The organism is Variovorax stachyos, assembly GCF_051400855.1.
In the GTDB taxonomy this organism is placed as follows: Bacteria; Pseudomonadota; Gammaproteobacteria; order Burkholderiales; family Burkholderiaceae_C; genus Variovorax.
This window is the reverse complement of the sequence record NZ_JBLFFN010000002.1, coordinates 408,397-425,880: the sequence shown is the minus strand read 5'-3', so window position 1 is coordinate 425,880 and position 17,484 is coordinate 408,397. Positions and strand designations below refer to the sequence as shown.

Annotated in this window: 16 protein-coding genes and 1 pseudogene; 14 read left to right on the top strand and 3 right to left on the bottom strand. The window is 68.7% G+C overall.

Annotation, left to right across the window (positions count from 1 at the left end):
- Positions 1-141: 141 nt before the first annotated feature.
- From ACMGEZ_RS05255 to trmB, 4 genes are all read left to right on the top strand, one after another.
- The gene (locus tag ACMGEZ_RS05255; protein WP_436821190.1) at positions 142-1,095 is read left to right on the top strand and encodes a LysR family transcriptional regulator; all 954 of its coding nucleotides are present in this window, start codon (positions 142-144) and stop codon (positions 1,093-1,095) included.
- A gap of 73 nt (positions 1,096-1,168) precedes the next feature.
- A complete protein-coding gene (locus tag ACMGEZ_RS05250) occupies positions 1,169-2,239 on the top strand; it encodes an NAD(P)/FAD-dependent oxidoreductase (RefSeq protein WP_436821189.1) in 1,071 nt (356 codons plus the stop codon).
- Between the two features lie 16 nt (positions 2,240-2,255).
- Positions 2,256-3,170 carry a tRNA glutamyl-Q(34) synthetase GluQRS gene (gene gluQRS, locus ACMGEZ_RS05245; protein ID WP_436821188.1) on the top strand — a complete coding sequence of 305 codons (915 nt, stop codon included), beginning with the start codon at positions 2,256-2,258 and terminating at the stop codon, positions 3,168-3,170.
- Between the two features lie 2 nt (positions 3,171-3,172).
- Positions 3,173-3,907, top strand: coding sequence for a tRNA (guanosine(46)-N7)-methyltransferase TrmB (gene trmB / locus ACMGEZ_RS05240; protein WP_436821187.1), 735 nt, complete (start codon positions 3,173-3,175; stop codon positions 3,905-3,907).
- A 24-nt stretch (positions 3,908-3,931) separates the two neighbouring features.
- Here the strand turns inward: trmB and ACMGEZ_RS05235 are convergent, their stop codons facing one another.
- Positions 3,932-4,369: a hypothetical protein gene (locus tag ACMGEZ_RS05235; protein WP_436821186.1), complete on the bottom strand. Its 438-nt coding sequence runs from the start codon at positions 4,367-4,369 to the stop codon at positions 3,932-3,934.
- Positions 4,370-4,570: 201 nt separating this feature from the next.
- On the opposite strand from ACMGEZ_RS05235, the gene ACMGEZ_RS05230 reads away from it, so the two are divergent.
- From ACMGEZ_RS05230 to ligD, 4 genes are all read left to right on the top strand, one after another.
- The gene (locus tag ACMGEZ_RS05230; protein ID WP_436821185.1) at positions 4,571-5,725 is read left to right on the top strand and encodes an ABC transporter substrate-binding protein; all 1,155 of its coding nucleotides are present in this window, start codon (positions 4,571-4,573) and stop codon (positions 5,723-5,725) included.
- Between the two features lie 104 nt (positions 5,726-5,829).
- Positions 5,830-6,792 (top strand): non-homologous end joining protein Ku, encoded by a 963-nt coding sequence (gene ku / locus ACMGEZ_RS05225; protein WP_436821184.1) that lies wholly within the window; start codon positions 5,830-5,832, stop codon positions 6,790-6,792.
- A complete protein-coding gene (locus ACMGEZ_RS05220) occupies positions 6,789-7,622 on the top strand; it encodes a tetratricopeptide repeat protein (RefSeq protein ID WP_436821183.1) in 834 nt (277 codons plus the stop codon). Before ku ends, ACMGEZ_RS05220 begins: the two co-directional genes overlap by 4 nt.
- An 18-nt stretch (positions 7,623-7,640) precedes the next feature.
- Positions 7,641-10,214 (top strand): DNA ligase D, encoded by a 2,574-nt coding sequence (gene ligD, locus ACMGEZ_RS05215; protein WP_436821182.1) that lies wholly within the window; start codon positions 7,641-7,643, stop codon positions 10,212-10,214.
- A 183-nt stretch (positions 10,215-10,397) separates the two neighbouring features.
- Here the strand turns inward: ligD and ACMGEZ_RS05210 are convergent, their stop codons facing one another.
- Positions 10,398-11,279: a LysR family transcriptional regulator gene (locus ACMGEZ_RS05210; RefSeq protein WP_436821181.1), complete on the bottom strand. Its 882-nt coding sequence runs from the start codon at positions 11,277-11,279 to the stop codon at positions 10,398-10,400.
- Between the two features lie 118 nt (positions 11,280-11,397).
- Between ACMGEZ_RS05210 and ACMGEZ_RS05205 the strand changes: the two genes are divergently transcribed.
- The 5 genes and pseudogenes from ACMGEZ_RS05205 (at position 11,398) to ACMGEZ_RS05185 (ending at position 15,699) form a co-directional block, all read left to right on the top strand.
- Complete coding sequence (locus ACMGEZ_RS05205; protein WP_436821180.1) at positions 11,398-12,834, top strand: amidase; 1,437 nt, start codon at positions 11,398-11,400, stop codon at positions 12,832-12,834.
- A pseudogene (locus tag ACMGEZ_RS05200) lies at positions 12,834-13,406 on the top strand (tripartite tricarboxylate transporter substrate-binding protein); the annotation flags it as partial. The gene ACMGEZ_RS05205 and the pseudogene ACMGEZ_RS05200, both read left to right, overlap by 1 nt.
- Positions 13,407-13,507: 101 nt before the next feature.
- Positions 13,508-13,834 carry a Bug family tripartite tricarboxylate transporter substrate binding protein gene (locus ACMGEZ_RS05195; protein WP_436821179.1) on the top strand — a complete coding sequence of 109 codons (327 nt, stop codon included), beginning with the start codon at positions 13,508-13,510 and terminating at the stop codon, positions 13,832-13,834.
- Positions 13,835-13,873: 39 nt separating this feature from the next.
- Positions 13,874-14,905 (top strand): Bug family tripartite tricarboxylate transporter substrate binding protein, encoded by a 1,032-nt coding sequence (locus tag ACMGEZ_RS05190; RefSeq protein ID WP_436821178.1) that lies wholly within the window; start codon positions 13,874-13,876, stop codon positions 14,903-14,905.
- A gap of 44 nt (positions 14,906-14,949) precedes the next feature.
- Positions 14,950-15,699, top strand: coding sequence for a class II aldolase/adducin family protein (locus ACMGEZ_RS05185; protein ID WP_436821371.1), 750 nt, complete (start codon positions 14,950-14,952; stop codon positions 15,697-15,699).
- Positions 15,700-15,854: 155 nt separating this feature from the next.
- Here the strand turns inward: ACMGEZ_RS05185 and ACMGEZ_RS05180 are convergent, their stop codons facing one another.
- Positions 15,855-16,229 carry a helicase SNF2 gene (locus tag ACMGEZ_RS05180; protein ID WP_436821177.1) on the bottom strand — a complete coding sequence of 125 codons (375 nt, stop codon included), beginning with the start codon at positions 16,227-16,229 and terminating at the stop codon, positions 15,855-15,857.
- Between the two features lie 182 nt (positions 16,230-16,411).
- Between ACMGEZ_RS05180 and ACMGEZ_RS05175 the strand changes: the two genes are divergently transcribed.
- A complete protein-coding gene (locus tag ACMGEZ_RS05175; RefSeq protein WP_436821176.1) occupies positions 16,412-17,452 on the top strand; it encodes a LysR substrate-binding domain-containing protein in 1,041 nt (346 codons plus the stop codon).
- The last annotated feature ends 32 nt before the right edge of the window (positions 17,453-17,484 follow it).

The following is a 17,484-nucleotide window of genomic DNA, read 5'->3' as shown; positions in this document are numbered from 1 at the left end:
GCCCCGGTGCTCAAAGCTCGGAGCCTTCATATGCCGCGCCTCATGCGCAGCGGATGTAGAGAACTTTAGGGGCCCGCGGGGGTCTCGAAAGCGCCGCGATTTGATGGCATCATTCAAATCGTTTGAACGATCGAGTTTGCCATGCACAGTGCCCGCGACGTCCTCACCCCCGATGCGCTCGCCATGCTGCAGACCGTGGTCGACACCGGCAGCTTCGCCGCTGCGGCGCGCCACCTGGACCTGGTCCCGAGCGCCCTGAGCTACCGCGTGCGACAGATCGAGGACGCGCTCGACGTGCTGCTCTTCGACCGCAGCGCGCGGCAGGCGAGGCTCACCGAAGCGGGCGCCGAGCTGCTGCGCGAGGCCTCCTGGCTGCTGAACGAGATCGATGCGGTGGCCAATCGGGTCAAGCGCGTTGCCACCGGCTGGGAGCCGATGCTCACCATCGCGATCGACAGCGTGATCGCTCGCGACCCGATGCTCGACCTGGCCACCGCCTTCTTCGCCCTCGATCCGCCCACCCGCCTCAAGCTGCGCGACGAGACCCTGCTCGGCACCATCGAGGCGCTCAGCAGCGGCGTGGCCGACCTGGCCGTGGGTGCGGTGCTCGATGCGTCCAGCCTCGCCTTCGGCAGTACCGGCATCAGGAGCCGACCGCTGGGGCACCTGCGCTTCGTCTATGCAGTGGCGCCGCACCATCCGCTCGCGCGTCTTGAAGGCCCGCTGTCCGACGCAGTGCTGCGCCAGCATCGCGCCGTGGCCGCCGCCGACTCCTCGCGCGCCGGGCCGAGCATGACGGTCAATCTCGTGAGCGGCCAGGACGTTCTCACCGTGCCCACCATGCAAGCCAAGCTGGCGGCGCAGCTGCACGGCCTGGGCGGCGGCTTCCTGCCCGAGCCGATGGCGCGGCCGTACATCGAGGCCGGCCACCTGGTCGAGCGCAAGACCGAGCGTGCGCCGCCGCTGGCCACCATGCACTGCGCCTGGCGCGAGCGCACCGCGGGCAAGCCGGGGCGCGCGCTCAAATGGTGGCTCGAGCAGTTCGAGCACGAAGGCACGCGCCGCGCACTGCTGGAGCGCCATCGCGGACGCTGAGCGCCCTCGGTGCGTCGAGCCGGTTAGAGTCGGCCCCTGCCCCGCCAAACCCCACCGATCGAGAGACAACGCCATGATCCTCCGCCCGCCCGCCGACCGCCATCGAGCCCCCGCCCCGCGCCACTACGCCATCGTCGGCGCGGGCATTGCAGGCGTGGCCTGCGCCCGCACCCTGGTCCAGGCCGGGCACCGCGTCAGCGTCTTCGAGCGCGAGGCCGCTCCCGGCGGCCGCATGGCGAGCGAGTCGACGCCCTTCGGGCGCTTCGACAGCGGCGCCCAGTACTTCACCGTGCGCGATCCGCGCTTCGCACGCGCGCTCGAGACCGCGGACGGCTGCTGCCGGCCCTGGAGCGCCAACCTCGTGCGCGTGCTCGACCCGCACGGCCGCGTGGCAGAGGCTGCCTTGCCGGGCCGGGAGCAACACTGGGTGGCCCAGCCCGGCATGGATGCCCTGGTCGCGAACTGGGCGGCGCCGTTGGGCGATGCGCTCGTCACCCGTACCCGGGTGACGTCCATCGAGCCCGATGCGCTCGACGCCCAGCGCTGGCAGCTGCGCACCGAGGGTGCGGAAGATGTGCGGCATGTCTACTCCGGCTTCGACGCCGTCCTGCTGGCGGTCCCGCCCGGGAGCGCACGCGCGCTGCTCGGCGGCAGTGCCGCCATGGCACCGTTGCGCGAAAAGACCGAGGCGGTGCGCATCGCCCCCTGCTGGACCTTGATGATCGCTTTCCCCCAGGCCAACCAGCCGACGCTGTCGCATCTCGGCCCGCAATGGAACGCCGCCCGCAGCAACCACCATCGCGTGGCCTGGCTCGCGCGCGAATCCTCCAAGCCGGGCCGCGAGCGCATCGAGCGCTGGACGCTGCAAGCCAGCCCGGCCTGGTCCAAGGAGCACCTGCGCGACGATGCCGCGCGGGTCGAGGCCAAGCTGCTGCGCGCCTTCTCCGAGATCACCGGCATCCGCGCCACGCCTTCGCATGCGCAGACGCGCTGCTGGCCGGAGGCGCAGACCCAGGTGCCGATCGGCGCCTCGCATCTTTGGGATGCCAAGGCCCGCGTCGGCCTGGCCGGCGACTGGTGCACCGGCCACCGCGTGGAAGACGCCTTCCTCTCAGGCCTGAGCCTGGCGCTGAAGGTGGCCTGACCGGAGCGTGCGCGCCATGACTGCCGTCGGCCGCTTCGCGCCCTCGCCCACCGGTCCCCTGCATGCCGGCTCGCTGGTCGCCGCGCTCGCAAGCTGGCTCGACGTGCGCGCCCGCGGGCCGCAGGCGCACTGGCTGGTGCGCATCGAGGATGCCGACACCGAGCGCTGTCTGCCCGGCATGGGCGAGTACATCCTGTCGCAGCTGGCCGCCTGCGCCCTGCTGCCCGACGCGCCGCCGGTCTGGCAGACGCAGCGCGGCGCGCTCTACGCACGCGCCCTGGAACACCTCAAGGCCCTGCAGCTGGCCTACCCCTGCGGCTGCTCGCGCAAGGACATCGACGAAGCGCTCGCGCTGCGCGGCGAACCGCACCACCGGCACGGCGAGCGCGTCTACCCAGGCACCTGCCGCGACGGCCTGCACGGCAAGCCGCCGCGGGCGTGGCGCTTCGCCGCCGAGCAGTACGAAGCCGCCCGGACCTCCAAAAGGCTCTGCTGGACCGACCGCCGGCTCGGCTGCCAGTACCAGGACGTCGCGCGCGAGGTTGGCGACTTCGTGCTCAAGCGGGCGGATGGCCCGTGGGCCTACCAGCTCGCGGTCGTCGTGGACGACGCCGACCAGGGCGTGACCGACGTGGTGCGCGGCGCGGATCTCGCCGACAACACTGCGCGCCAGATCCTGCTGCAGCGCGCGCTGGGGCTGCCGCAGCCGCGCTACCTCCACACGCCGGTGGTGCTCGGCCCCGATGGCGAGAAGCTGTCGAAGCAGAACGGCGCCGCGCCGATCGACACCGGCGCGCCCGCCGCTGCCGTGGCCGCCCTGAATGCCGCGGCCGGCGTGCTCGGCCTCCCTGCCGTGCACGCATCGACGCCGGCCGAGGCCCTGGCCGGGTGGGTCGAGGGCTGGCGCGCTCTCTACAATCCGCGCCCTTGATGATGAACCTGCCTGCCAACGACCCCGCGCACGACGGAGACCCGCCCTCCGGCGACGGCCCGCCCCATCCCCTGCACCGGCGCCTCAAGAGCTTCGTCCGGCGCGCGGGCCGCACCACCGATGGCCAGGCGCGCGCCTTCGCCGAGCTGGGGCCGCTCTTCCTGCTGCCCTACCGCGCCGAGCCGCTCGACCTCGAAACCGCTTTCGGCCGCGCCGCGCCGACCGTGCTCGAGATCGGCTTCGGCATGGGCGAGGCCACCGCGCACATCGCCGCGCTCAAGCCGGAGACGAACTTTCTCTGCTGCGAAGTCCACGAGCCCGGCGTCGGCGCACTGCTCAAGCGCATCGGCGAGCAGCAGCTTTCCAACATCCGCATCTGCGCCCACGACGCAGTCGACGTGCTCGACCACATGCTGCTGCCGGGCACGCTGGCCGGCGTGCATGTGTTCTTCCCCGACCCCTGGCACAAGAAACGGCACAACAAGCGGCGCCTGATCCAGCCGCCCCTGGTGCACAAGCTGGCCGAGCGTCTGGCGCCCGGCGGCTACCTGCATTGCGCCACGGACTGGCAGCCCTATGCCGAGCAGATGCTGGAAGTGCTGTCGCAAGAGCCGCTGCTGCGCAACACGGCCGCCGGCTATGCGCCCAAACCGGACTACCGGCCGCTCACCAAGTTCGAGAACCGCGGCCTCAAGCTGGGCCACGGGGTGTGGGATCTCGTCTTCGTGCGCGTGTAGAGCCCGCTCGAAGGCGGGCCTCGCTCACTGCGCGAGACCGCCGTAAACCGTCTCCGATTGCACTTCGCCCTGCGCCGCCAGCACATGCTTCTGCGCGGCCATGATGAGTGCCGCGCGGTAGGCCGAGCGGCTCGCGATCTTGGTGTGGGCGATGATGGTCTGCCACTCGCGTTCCAGGCTCTGGGGCGAACGGTCCACGCTGCGGTTCATCAGTGCCTGGCTCACATCGATCAGCGCGGCGGCCGAGCCGAGGCAGATGTTGATCGCCGACTGTGCGGCGCTGACCCGCAAGCCGTCATCTGCTACGCCAGAGGCAGCGTCCTGCAGGCCATCCAGTGGCAGATTGATGGTGGGGCCGAGGTACGGCGCCCCTTGCATGTCGCTGTCGGCGCGCGCCAGCACCTGTTCGATGGCGCAGAGCGCGCTTTCCAGCAGGGAGAGATCAGAGGGCTTTTTCTTCATGTCGGTTGCCGAAGGGTCATCCGGGATCAATCAGCATGTTGCCATCGGACCCTTCTTTCGCCGCGTGCAATAAGCCACGAAATACAAACAATAGTTAACACTCATCTTCGATCCACCGAAGTCGTCTTAACGTGACTTACTACCTTCGTGTAAAGGCATCGAAGTTGCTACATTTTTTGTTCGATGTAACGAAAGGGCCTTATGGATCGATCACGCAGGCTCTGGCTGGGCAAGGCAGGTGCGGCGCTGCTGCTGGGCGGCGGGCTTGCCAGGGTCGGCCAGGCGCAACCCCCCCGCCCCGCGGGCCGCACGGTCGTCCTGGGGCAGTCCGTCCCGCTGACGGGCGCCGCCAGCGAGATCGGGTTGGCCTTCGCAGCGGGTTGCCGTCTCTTTGCGACCGAGTTCAACGATGCCAACGCGGCCAGCGGCCTCCAGCTGAAGCTGCTGCAGCTCGATGACGGCTACGACGCGCAGCGCGCCGCGGCGAATGCGCGCACCTTGCTGGTCAACGACAAGGCCGACATGCTGTTCGGCTTCGTGGGCACCGCCAGCAGCGAGGCCGGCGCCGCAGCCGCGGCCCAGCAAGGCACCGTGCTCTTCGCGCCTTTCGCCGGCGCGGACAGCCTGCGCTCCGCGGCCCATTCCAACGTGTTCCACGTGCGGCCCAGCATGGCGGACGAAGCCATCAAGATCGTGCGCCAATGCGCCACCGTCGGCCAGACCCGCATCGCGCTGGTCGGCGACGACGACGCCATGGGCCGCGCCGGCCTGGCCGCGGTGCAGCAGGCCATGAGCGAGCAGAAGCTCGGCCCGCTGGCGGCCCAGGCGCTGGTGCCGTCCGCCGGCGGCCAGCTTGATGCCGCGCTGGCCGACGTGCTCAAGGCCTCGCCGCAGGCCGTCGTGCTGGTGTCGCTCTCGGGCACCACGGCGGAGGCCATCCGGAAGCTGCGCAAGAGCGGCTACACCGGCAACTTCATGGCCTTCTCGGTCGTCGGCATCGACCCGCTCTACGCCACGCTCGGCAAGGACATCCGGGGCATCGTGATCGCGCAGGTCGTGCCCTCGCCGCGCTCCGCGGCCATCCCCATCGTCAAGGAATACCTCGCCGCCCTCGACAACTCGGACCAGTCGGCCTCCTACGAGGGGCTCGAAGGCTTCATCGCCGCCAAGGCCGCCGGCGAGGCGGTGCGCCGCGCGGGGCGCGCCTTCACGCCGGCGAGCCTGCAGCGGGTGATGGCCGGCATGACCGACTACGACGTCGGCGGCTTCCGCATCAACCTCCGGCCGGGCCTGCGCGATCCGCAGCGCACCATCGACCTGATCAGCATCACGGCGGACGGGCGAGTATTGCGCTAGCAGGAAAGGTCCTACGTGACAGCCTGCCGGGCAGCGCATAGGATTCCGCGATGCCGCGGCACCCCGTCCGCGGCACACGCCATTTGGGCGCGAAGGACAACACCATGGCCGTACGTTCCATTGCTTCGTTGACGCTGAGTTTCGGGTTGGTCTCCATCCCCGTGCGCCTGTACTCGGCGACCGAAAGCGCGTCCACCGTCAGGTTCAACCTGCTGGCCAAGGACGGCTCCCGCGTCAAGCAGCAGTACGTCTCCGAGAAGGACCAGAGCGTGGTGCCGCGCTCCGAGATGGTGAAGGGCTACGAATTCGAGAAGGACCGCTTCGTCCTTTTCACGCCGGACGAGCTGAAGGCGCTCGAGGAAGGCAGCAGCCACATCGTCGAGATCACCGCCTTCATTCCCGAGCGCGCGGTCGACCCCATCTACTACGACAAGGCCTACTTCCTGGCGCCCGACAAGCGCGGCGGCAAGCCCTATGCGCTGCTCAGCGAAGCCATGCGCAAGAGCGGGCGCTGCGCCCTGGCCAAGTGGTCATGGAAGGCCAAGCAGTACGTGGTGCAGATCCGGCCCGCGGAAGATGGCCTGATCCTCCAGCAGCTGCTCTACGCCGACGAGGTGCGCTCGATGAAGGACCTCGACATCGAGAAGGTCAGCGTGTCCCCGGCCGAGCTGCAGCTCGCGCTCCAGCTGATCGAGCAGATCTCGGAAGACACCTACGACCCGACGCAATACGAGGACGAGGAAAAGAAGCGCGTGCTCGCCGCGATCGACGAGAAGATTGCCGGCAAGCACATCGTGGCCTCCGCCCGCGCCGAGGAGACGGGCAGCGGCCAGGTCATCGACCTGATGGACGCGCTCAAGGCCAGTCTCGGCAAGAAGCCGCGCGCCACGCCCGCCACGCCTGCCACACCCGCCGCTCCCGCAGCGCCTGGCAAGACCGCCGCAAAGACCGCGCGCGGCAACGTCTCCCCGATGTTCGAGACCGGTGAGAGAAAGTCGCCCAAGCGCGCCGCCAAGAGCGAAGAACCCGCCGCGACGCCAGCGCGCGCGCGTGCCAGGAAGGGATGAGCGCTGCAGGCACCGCGTCGCCGTACACGATGCGGCGCGTGCAGCAGATGCTCGGCATCTCGCGCGTGGCGATCCAGCGCCTCGTGAGCGCCGGGTTCGTCACCCCGACGCGCGGCACGCGCAACGAGTTTCGCTTCAGCTTCCAGGACCTGATGCTGCTGCGCACGGCCCAGGGGCTGCAGGAGGCGCAGATCCCGCCGCGCAAGATCCTGCGCTCGCTGCGCAGGCTGCGGGCCACGCTCCCGGAAGAGCTGCCGCTGACCGGCATGCGCATCACGGCCGTGGGGGCCGACGTCGCAGTCCGTGACCGCCGGGGCACCTGGGAAGCGGGCTCGGGGCAACTGCTGCTGGATTTCGAGGTTGCGCCGGTCGACGGGCACGTGGCCTTCCTGGAGCCGAACGCCGCTCCCCCGCCCAGCGCCGTGGACGTGCAGCAGCTGTTCGCCCGCGCCGAGGCGCTGGAGGACACCGATCCCGCCGAGGCCGAAGCCGCCTACCGCGCGCTCATCGCCGCGGCACCCGACCATGTCGACGCCTACGTCAACCTCGGTGCCCTGCTTTGCGATCTGCAGCGCTATGACGACGCGGTGCAGCTCTACGAATTCGCCCTGCCGCGCTGCCCCGACTCGGCCCTGCTGTTCTTCAATCATGCGATCGCGCTGGAAGAACTCGGCCGCCTGCGTGCGGCGGCCTTGAACTACGAGCGCAGCCTGCAGCTCGACCCGGACTTTGCGGACGCACACTACAACCTGGGCCGGCTGCAGGAGCTCTTCGGCGACGCCCGCGGCGCGCTGCGCCACCTCAACGCGTACCGGCGACTGACCCGCTGAGCGCTACGGCCGCTGCCCATGCCTGCGCGTGAAGCCGATCCCCTGGCCCGCTATTGGGCCAAGCGCGACTTCTCCAAGACCACCGAGCCCCGGGGCGAACGCGCAAAGGCCGGTACGCAGGCGCTCTCCTTCGTCATCCAGAAGCACGCCGCGACCCGGCTGCACTACGACTTCCGCCTGGAGCTCGACGGCGTCCTGCTCTCCTGGGCCGTGCCGAAGGGCCCGAGCTACGACCCGATGGACAAGCGCATGGCGATCCATGTCGAGGACCACCCGCTGTCCTACGGCTCCTTCGAAGGCACCATCCCGCCGAAGCAGTACGGCGCCGGCACGGTCATCGTGTGGGACCGCGGCACCTGGGAACCGGTGGGCGATCCGCGCGAGGGCCTGGCCAAGGGCAAGCTGGTCTTCCACCTGCACGGCCAGAAGATGGAAGGCCTCTGGGAGCTGGTGAAGATCGCCAAGGGCGGCGAGCGCCAGGAACCCTGGATCCTGTTCAAGAAGCGCGACGCCTTCGCACGGCCGAGGTCCGAGTACGACGTCGTCAGCGCGCTGCCGGACAGCGTCATCGCCAAGCCCTTGAAGCCGCTCGCCGCGGCGCGAGGTGCCGATGTGCAGCCACCGGTCCCCGCGAAGGCGCAGCGCTCCAAGGCGAACAAGCAGGCCGAGGAAGCGCCCGTTCCCGGCGCGGTGAAGGCGCCCCTGCCCCAACGGCTGACGCCCCAGCTCGCCACGCTCTCGACCGAGGTGCCGCGCAGTGGACGCTGGCTCTACGAGATCAAGTTCGACGGCTATCGGCTGCTTGCGCGCATCGACGCCGGCAAGGCCACGCTCATCACCCGCAACGGCCACGACTGGTCATCGAAGATGCCGGACCTGGTGCGCGAGATCGGCAAGCTCGGCCTGAAGTCCGGCTGGCTGGACGGCGAGATCGTGGTGTTCGGCAGCGACGGCCTGCCCAGCTTCAATGCGCTGCAGAAGGCGCTGGAAAGCCGGGTCGCGACGGCCGACATCGTCTACTTCCTGTTCGACCTTCCCTACCTCGAAGGCTACGACCTTCGCGGTGTCGAGCTCGTCGCACGGCGCCAGCTTCTCCAGGCCCTGCTGGACGAGCGCGGCACCGAGCATGTGCGCTTCAGCGCCGACTTCGAGGCCGACCCCGCGTCCATCCTCGACTCGGCCGCGCGCATGAACCTCGAAGGCGTGATCGCCAAGCGCAGCGACGCACCCTATTCTTCGCGGCGCACCGACACCTGGCTCAAGCTCAAGTGCAGGTTGCGCCAGGAGTTCGTGGTCTGCGGCTACACCGAGAACAGCGAGGACCCTGCCCGCGTGGGCAGCCTGCTGCTCGGCGTCCACGATGCCGGCGGCGTGCTGCAGTCGGTGGGCGGCGTGGGCACCGGCTGGAGCGGCGACGAGGCTCAGCGGCTGAAGCAGAAGCTGGCGACGCTCAAGCGAACCCAGGCCCCCTTTCCCACCGGCTCGCCCGAACCGGGGCGCTGGTCGAAGCGCTCCGCCGGCAGCGAGAAATGGGTCGAGCCGCGCCTCGTCGCCGAGGTCGAATTCGCGGCCTGGACGCCCGACGGGCAGATCCGGCATGCATCCTTCGTCTCGCTGCGCAGCGACAAGCCCGCCGAGGCCGTGGTTCGCGAGACCGCGCGGCCGCTCACTGCACCGACCCGCTCGCCGGGCACGGCGCTCATCGGCGACACCCAGGTCAGCAACCCGGAGCGCGTCATCGACCCGAGCACCGGCCTCACCAAGCTGGACCTGGCGCGCTACTACGCCTCGGTCGCCGACTGGATGCTGCCGCACCTGGCGGGCCGGCCCTGCTCCTTCGTTCGCGGGCCGGAGGGCGTGGGCGGCCAGCTCTTCTTCCAGAAGCACGGCGAGAAGATCGGCATTCCCGGCGTGCGGGAGCTGGACCCTGCGCTGTGGCCCGGGCACCAGGCGCTGCTCGAGGTCGGCACCGCGCAAGCCTTGGCGGGCGCCGCGCAGATGAACGTGATCGAGTTCCACACCTGGAACTCGCAGGCCAGGGCCATCGACCGGCCCGACCGCATGGTGTTCGACCTCGATCCCGGCGAAGGCACGGCCTGGCCCCAGGTCCAGGAGGCGGCTCTGCTGGTCAGGACCTTGCTGACGGAGTTGGGTCTCGAGGCCTGGGTCAAGACCAGCGGCGGCAAGGGCCTGCATGTGGTCGTGCCCATTGCCCCGCGCCACGACTACGACACGGTCAAGGCCTTCTCGCAGGCTGTCGCCCAGCACCTGGCGCGGGTCATCCCGTCGCGCTTCGTGGCCCGCAGCGGTGCGGCCAACCGGGTCGGCAGGATCTTCGTCGACTACCTGCGCAACGGGCATGGCGCCACCACCGCCGCCGCCTTCTCCGCGCGCGCCCGGCCGGGCCTGGGCGTCTCCATGCCGATCGCGTGGGAGGAAGTCCCGAAGCTCAGGAGCGGCGCGCAGTGGAGCATCGCCACGGCGCGCGAGCATCTGTCGTTCCAGACGGCGGACCCGTGGGCCGGCTACTGGAAGTGCAGGCAGCCGCTCGCGGCGGCGATGAAGCTGCTCGACTTCCGGCCGAAGCGTTGAGAGTGCTTTAAGTTTCCCCTAAGGTTGTCGGCAGACACTGCATCCCGGCAGCCCACTCTCCTCCTCCCTCCTCCCTCAACCAGGGCTGTCCTTCACCCGCTTCGGCGGGTTTTTTCTGTGCGCGAGGCATCGGCGCGATCCTGGAGGTGCAAGCGAGATCGTGAATCGAGTACCGCCGGTACCTCATTGCAGCGCCTGTCTCGCAGCGGCAATGAACGGCTCGATGAATGGACTGTCCACATCGTGGCGCCGACTCACGGCGACATCGAAGCCTTCGGTGACACCCGCCAGCTTGCGCACGACGACGCCCGAAGGAAGGCCGGCGGCAGCGCACGCAGGAACCACAGCACAGCCCTCTCCCGCGAGCACGAGCGCCAGCGCGGCATGTACCGTTTCCACACGCTCGACCACTTGCACCGTTACCTGATGCCGCCGAAGCAACGCGGCGACCATCGACGTGTCCGCGTCCTCTTTGAGTGAGGGCAGCGCGATCATCTTCTGGTCCTGAAGCCGTGCCATTGGAATCGACGTGAGGCGAGCGAGCGACGAATTTGCCGGTACGGCCAGCCGCAGCGGCTGCGATCCGACGATGGTGTTCGCCACCTCCGCGCGCTGGATCGGCGGCATGCACAGACCCACGGTCACCTTGTGCTGCAGAACTTGCGCTTCGCAAGTGGCTGCACTCATCTCGACGAATTGCAGTTCGACATCCGGCAGGCCACGATGGAGAAGCGGGACAAGCTTGGGCAGGATGGCGTAGCCCAGCGAAAACATGTAGCCCACCGTGAGCCGGCCGCGCCGCCCGGACCCGACCGCGCGAGCGGCCTCGAAGCCTTCGTGCGCCAGGGCAAGGGCTTCGCGAGCGCGCACGAAGAGGGCGCCCCCTGCGTCGGTGAGCCGCATGCCCGTCGATTCGCGCAGGAACAGCGGGGTACCGATCTGGGCTTCGAGGTTGCGGATCTGGACGGACAACGGCGGCTGTGCAATGTGCAGCCGCTGGGCAGCCTTGCCGACGCTGCGAGCCTCTGCCACGGCGACGAAATAGCGCAAGCTCTTGAGGTCCATGCCCATACGATTCCGGTATGCGCGAATTGTGAACGAGTATTGGACCGGCAAGCAGGTCGTTGGCACTCTTTGTCTTGTCGCCGGCTGACGTGGCCGGCACCTCACAGAGGAATGCTGGATGGCCGAGGAACTTTGCCTTTGGACTGCCGTGCGGCTTCGCGAAGCGATCACGCGCCGTGAAGTCTCGCCCGTGGAGCTGACCCGGGCGGTGCTGGACCGCGCCGCGCGGCTGCAGCCGAAGCTCAATTGCTTCATCACGCTCTGCGCGGACGAGGCCATGCGCGACGCCAAGGCCGCGGAGCAGGCCGTCATGCGAGGAGCGCCCACGGGGCTGCTCCACGGCATTCCCTATGCCTGCAAGGACCTGGTCAACACCACGGGCGTGAAGACCACCTTCGGTTCGCTGCTGTTCGCCGACAACGTCCCGGCCGAGGATGCAGTGGCCACCGCTCGCCTGCGGCAGCAGGGGGCCATCTTGATCGGGAAAACGACGACGTCCGAGTTCGGATCGAAATGCCTGACCGATGCGCCCTTGTTCGGACGCACGCGCAATGCCTGGCACGCCGAGCGCACGAGCGGCGGGTCGAGCGGCGGTGCAGCCGTTGCGGTGGCGGCAGGCCTCGCACCGATCGGAATCGCCACGGATGGCGGCGGCTCCACCCGGATCCCGGCGGCCTGCAATGGGGTGGTGGGCCTGAAGCAGTCGATCGGCCTGGTTCCCCATTCGCAGGCGGAGGACGTCATCGGCAATCTCACCTACGTCACGCCCATTTCGCGCACGGTCGCAGACACCGCGCTCATGCTCCAGGCGATGGCGGGCGAGGATGCATGCGACCCCTGGTCGGCCGGTGCTCGGGCCGAGGACTACCTGCAAGCCGTGCAATCGGCGAGGAACTTGCGCGGCAAGCGCTTCCTCTTCGCAGACGTGCCACCCGGAAAGCCGATCGCGGCCGACGTTGCGTCGTGCTTCGAGTCGGCCCTGGGCCTGTTGCGCGACCTCGGCGCGGAACTGGCCGAGATGCCGCCGGCGTCTGACTTCGACATCGAGCCGCTCTGGCGCACCATCAATCACACGGTGTGGAAGGCACGCTTCGGCAAGATGGCCGAGGAGCAGCCGGATCGGCTGAGCCCTTCATTGCTCCAGCAGATCGCGCTCGCGAAAGACTACACCGCTGTGGACTACCAGAGAGCAAATTTCGCCCGCACCCGGCTCTTCCGGCAGGTGCAGGCGCTGCTGCAGGAGCACGATTTCATCGTGGTCCCGACGCTGGCGCGAACCGCCCTGCCGATCGACCAGGACCTGTTCGGCAAGCTCGAGATCGACGGGCGGCTCTTCGACGAGGTGCGCTCCAACTGGTTCCCCTGGACCATGCCCTTCAATCTGACGGGCCACCCCGCCATCACGATCCCTTGCGGCTTCGGGCGCGACGGACTGCCCATCGGGCTCCAGCTGGTGGGGCGCCTGCGCCGGGAGTCGGATCTTCTTGCCGCGGCCGCGGTGTTCGAGGCTGCCAGCAATCTTTTGGCCCGTTGGCCGGACATGGAGGTGCAGTGATGAATGTGTTCCAGTCTTTCCGTTCCACCTTGTGGATCGCAGGCCTCGCGGCGCTGGCAGTCGCCTCGGCACCGGCGCACGCGCAGGCGCAAGTGCCGGCCGCAGGCGCCCCTCCGCTGCGCCTCGTGGTCGGGTTTCCGCCTGGCGGCGCACTGGACACGCTGGCGCGAGCGCTGGCCGAGCAACTGCGCATCGGTGGCGAGGAACAGGTGGTCGTGGACAACAGGCCCGGCGCCGCCTCGCGGATCTCCATCGAGTATGTGAAGCGCGCCGCGCCGGACGGCAGGACCGTGCTCCTGTCTTCCAACGCCCCGATGGTCATCTTCCCGATGACCTACAGGCAGCTGGCCTACGACGTCGATCGCGACTTCATCCCCGTGGCCCATCTCGTCGAGGTTCCCACGGTGATTTCCGCCGGTGCGGACCGGCCGTACAAGACCTTGCAGGACTACGTGAGCTGGGTGCGCGCCAACCCGTCACAGGCGAGCGTCGGGCTCACCAACCTCGGCGGCACCCTGCACTTCGCCGTCCTCGGCATGGCCAAGAGCGTGGGCGTTGCGCTGACGCCCGTGGCCTACAAGGGAGGTGCGCCGCTCGTGACGGACCTGGTGGGCGGCCACGTTCCCCTGAGCACCGATGCCCTGGCCAGCCAGCTGGAACTCCATCCGGCAAGGTGCGCATCCTGGCTGTCTTCGGTACGCGCCGCAACGCGTCCCTGCCCGACGTTCCGACCGCGCACGAGGCCGGCATCGACGCCTTCGACCATGCAAACGCCTCCTACAGCGCTTTCGTTCCTGCAGGCACGCCCGCGGCGGTCGTGCAGCGCCTGGAGCGCGCCTTCGTGGCGGCCATGCAGCAAGCCCAGGTCAAGAGCGCAATGGCCCGCGCGGGCATGGTGGCCACGGGCCTGCCCGGTGACGCGGTGAAACGCGCGCTGAGTGCGGAGCGTGACTTCTGGCGGCCCCTGGTGCAAGCCTCGGGATTCCGCAGCGAGGAGTGACGGCGCTGCGCGCCCACCGCACAACCGAAGGAGATGACCATGCACAGAGCGATCAGGAAGTCTTCCGCATGCACGCACCGTCGTGCAGCCGTGCGGGCCTTGGCGCTGCTCCTGGCGGCGTGCGTGCTGCCGCCGGGGAGTGCGGCCGCTGCGGACTACCCGGAGCGCCCGGTGACGATCGTCTCTGCGTTCCCCGCCGGGGGCATCGTGGACGTGATTGCGCGCCGGCTCGCACAGCATTTTTCCGAGCGCTTCAAGCAGAGCTTCGTCGTCGACAACCGCTCGGGTGCGGCAGGCAGCATCGGCTATTCGGCGGTCGCGCGTTCGGCCCCCGATGGCTATACGCTGGTCGTGGCCAGCGGCCCCACGACGATGGCGCCCCCCGGCGCGGCGGCGCCGTCCTGGCAGCCGCAGACTGCGTTCAGCGCGATCGGGATGATCGGCACCATTCCCCAGGCCATCATCGTGAGCAACGGATTGCCGGTGCGCTCGCTGCCCGATCTCGTCGGCTACGCGAAGGCGCGGCCGGGTCAGGTCAACTATGGCTCTGCGGGCGCCGGCACGACGCCCTTCTTCACGATGGAACTGCTCAACCGCCAGCAGAAGATCGATCTGACGCACGTGCCCTATCGAGGCCAGCCCGAGGTGATGACGGACCTGGTGCGCGGCGAAATCGGCGTCACGGCCATGACCGTGCCGCTGGTCGTCCAGCAGGTCCAGGCGGGCAGGATCAAGGCGATCGCCGTCACCTCGAGCACACGGGTCGCGTCGCTGCCGCAGGTGCCCACCGTCGTCGAACAGGGCATGCCCGACCTGGCCATCTCGAACTGGTTCGCCCTGATGGCGCCGGCCGGGCTGCCGCCGCAGGTGCTGGCCACGCTCGCCCGCGCCCTGTCGGAAGCGCTGGCGGCACCCGATGTCCAGGGCAGCCTCAAGGACCTGGGGCTGGTCATTCAACCCGCACCGCCCGCCGAGACACAGGCTTTCGTGCAGGCGGATCTCGCACGTTGGATCGCCATGTCCAGAACGCTCGGCACCGACGCCCCCAATGCCAAGGAGACAACGAAGTGAACAACGATATCGCGCAACTTTCTTCGCCTGCCAAGCCCGAAGGGATGGATGCCGACGAGTGGCGGCTGCGCTGCGACCTCGCGGCCTGCTACCAGCTGACCGATCTGCACGGCATGTCGGACCTGGCCTCGACCCACATCTCCGTGATGCTGCCGGGCCCCGAGCATCACTTTCTCGTCAATCCGCTGGGTACCCTCTTCGACGAGATGACGGCATCCGCCCTGATCAAGGTCGACCTCGACGGTCGCGTGGTGCAAGGAGACCCGTCACGGCTCAACCCTGCCGGCTTCATCATCCACAGCGCCATCCACATGGCGCAGACTCGGCTCGTGTGCGTCATGCACAGCCACACCCGTGCGAACAATGCGATCGCGATGCAGGCCATGGGCCTGCGGCCCCTGAGCCAGAAGGCCTGCGTCATGCTGGACTTCCTCGGCTATCACGACTACGAGGGCACCGCGCTCGATGAAGACGAGCGCGAGCGCCTTGTGCGCGACCTCGGCCCCGAGGGCCGTGTCCTGATCCTGCGCAACCACGGCGCGCTGACGGTGGGACGCAGCGTCGCGGAGGCCTTCTGCTGGATGCTGCGCCTGGAGACGGCGTGCCAGTTCCAGATCGACGGACAAGCCGGCGGCGTGCCGCTGAATGAACTTTCCGAAGCCACCATCCGGCACACCCGCGCCCAGGGCCGCAAGATGCTGGGCCCCGGCGGCTTCATGGAAGTCGGCAAGCTGGAGTGGCCGGGACTGCTGCGCAAGCTGGAGCGCGAGCGCGGAAGCTCCTACCGGACGTGAGCAAGGGTCGCGACCGCGGCGAGTGGCGCATTGATGCCGGCTCTCGCGATTGACCTGGCGAGCACTGAGGAAGACCTGACCGCCAGCAGCCGGCCGGCGGAATGAATGCACGAAGAAAAGCCGGGCCTGGCCCGGCTTCTCTGGAGCGTCGCGTTTCAGATCGCGAGGCGATCGCCGCGCGCGGCTGCGCGGGCCTGGATGCGCGCGCTGGCGCGGTCGACAGTCGATTCGACGCGGGTCACGCCTTGGCCGTAGCCTTCCGCGTACGGGTTTGCGCTGCGAGCGGCAACGATTCCTTGCGAGCGAACCGAAGCGCGGTCGACCGAACTGGCGACGCTGGCGACGCCCTGCCCGGCCACATCGCCGAACGTGTCGCCGCTGCGCGCAGCCACGACGCCCTCGGCGCGGACCGCAGCACGGCTCTGGGTCGATTTGACCTTGGCGACGCCGTCATAGGTTTCTGCCTGGACGCCTGCGGCAGCGATGATCGCGAGCGCAAAACCGGAGAGGAGCTTGGAAGCGGTGTTCATGTCGGATTCCTTCAGGTGGTTGAACGGGTTGGTGTGGGATGAAGTTTGCGCCGGCATGGGCCCTCATGGATGTGCGTTTTCGCACCTCGGCGTTCATGTCGCGGAAACAATCCGGCCCTTCGGATGCTGCCGTGCGGCGGAGCACTCAGATCACAGCGCTCCCAAGGAAAGCCGGCATTTGCATGCCGCTCGCAGGCGGGACGACAATCGCACGCTTCCCTCGCTGCGAGCCATGTCCCATGCAATCCGGCAAAGCCACCCAGATCCAGCTCGACATCACATCCGATCTGCAGAAGTGGCGCGCGTTTCTCGCCATTGCAGAACTCGGCAGCCTGACGCGTGCGGCGCTGTTCCTGGACAGCAACCAGTCCTTGTTGAGCCGGCACCTGAATGCGCTGGAGCGCGAATGCAAGGCCCGCCTGTTCAACCGCACCGGCCGCGGTGTGGCCCTGTCGGATGTGGGCCTGCGCATCTTCCCGCTGGTGAAGGCACTGCTTTCGGATGCGGAACAACTCGAGCTGGAAATTCACGGCGAGGCGCGCGAGCCTGCGGGTCGGGTCACGATCGGATCGCTGCCCTCGATCACGAATCCGATCGTCGGCCGCCTGTTCAAGCAGTTGCGCGAGCGTCACCCCGGCATTCAACTCAAGATTCTCGAGGGCTCGAGCGGACAGGTGGAGGAATGGCTGGCGGATGCGCGCGTCGACATCGCCATCCTTTATAGGTACGGCAATGCCTTGCAGGAGCGGGAGCAAGCCCTTGCCACCGTCGACAGCTACCTGATCGGTCCGGCGGGCGATCGCCTGACGAAGGCACCCGAGATCCCGTTCTCGTCGCTGCATGAACTGCCGTTCATCCTGCCAGGCGCGCCGAATGGATTGCGAACAGCGCTCGACACCCTGGCGCGGCACGAGCACATCACGCTGGCGCCGGTGCTGGAGGCCGATTCGCTTCCCCTCATGCGATCGACAGTGGCCGAGGCAAAGCTCTACACGGTCTTGCCGATCCACGCCGTGTGGGCGGAGGTGCAAGAGGGCCGACTGCAGGCCTCCCGGATTACCTCGCCACCGCTTCAGCGGATCGTTTCCATGGCAATGGCGCAAACGAAGGGACCGAGCCGTGCGATAGCGGCTGTTGCGTCGGAGATCGTCGGCATCGTGGAAGACAGCGCACGCAGCGGCATGTGGCATTTCGGCGGGTCTGCCTTGCCCGCGCGAGCATAGCTGCGTTGCGGTGCACGCAGATGCGCATGCTG

Coding starts and splice junctions, on each gene's coding strand:
- ACMGEZ_RS05190 (WP_436821178.1), top strand. CDS start 13,874: ATGCACAGAGCGATCAGGAAGTCTTCCGCATGCACGCACCGTCGTGCA.
- ACMGEZ_RS05210 (WP_436821181.1), bottom strand. CDS start 11,279: ATGGACCTCAAGAGCTTGCGCTATTTCGTCGCCGTGGCAGAGGCTCGC.
- trmB (WP_436821187.1), top strand. CDS start 3,173: ATGAACCTGCCTGCCAACGACCCCGCGCACGACGGAGACCCGCCCTCC.
- ligD (WP_436821182.1), top strand. CDS start 7,641: ATGCCTGCGCGTGAAGCCGATCCCCTGGCCCGCTATTGGGCCAAGCGC.
- ACMGEZ_RS05180 (WP_436821177.1), bottom strand. CDS start 16,229: ATGAACACCGCTTCCAAGCTCCTCTCCGGTTTTGCGCTCGCGATCATC.
- gluQRS (WP_436821188.1), top strand. CDS start 2,256: ATGACTGCCGTCGGCCGCTTCGCGCCCTCGCCCACCGGTCCCCTGCAT.
- ACMGEZ_RS05175 (WP_436821176.1), top strand. CDS start 16,412: ATGCCGCTCGCAGGCGGGACGACAATCGCACGCTTCCCTCGCTGCGAG.
- ACMGEZ_RS05230 (WP_436821185.1), top strand. CDS start 4,571: ATGGATCGATCACGCAGGCTCTGGCTGGGCAAGGCAGGTGCGGCGCTG.
- ACMGEZ_RS05220 (WP_436821183.1), top strand. CDS start 6,789: ATGAGCGCTGCAGGCACCGCGTCGCCGTACACGATGCGGCGCGTGCAG.
- ACMGEZ_RS05185 (WP_436821371.1), top strand. CDS start 14,950: ATGGATGCCGACGAGTGGCGGCTGCGCTGCGACCTCGCGGCCTGCTAC.
- ACMGEZ_RS05235 (WP_436821186.1), bottom strand. CDS start 4,369: ATGAAGAAAAAGCCCTCTGATCTCTCCCTGCTGGAAAGCGCGCTCTGC.
- ACMGEZ_RS05250 (WP_436821189.1), top strand. CDS start 1,169: ATGATCCTCCGCCCGCCCGCCGACCGCCATCGAGCCCCCGCCCCGCGC.
- ku (WP_436821184.1), top strand. CDS start 5,830: ATGGCCGTACGTTCCATTGCTTCGTTGACGCTGAGTTTCGGGTTGGTC.
- ACMGEZ_RS05205 (WP_436821180.1), top strand. CDS start 11,398: ATGGCCGAGGAACTTTGCCTTTGGACTGCCGTGCGGCTTCGCGAAGCG.
- ACMGEZ_RS05255 (WP_436821190.1), top strand. CDS start 142: ATGCACAGTGCCCGCGACGTCCTCACCCCCGATGCGCTCGCCATGCTG.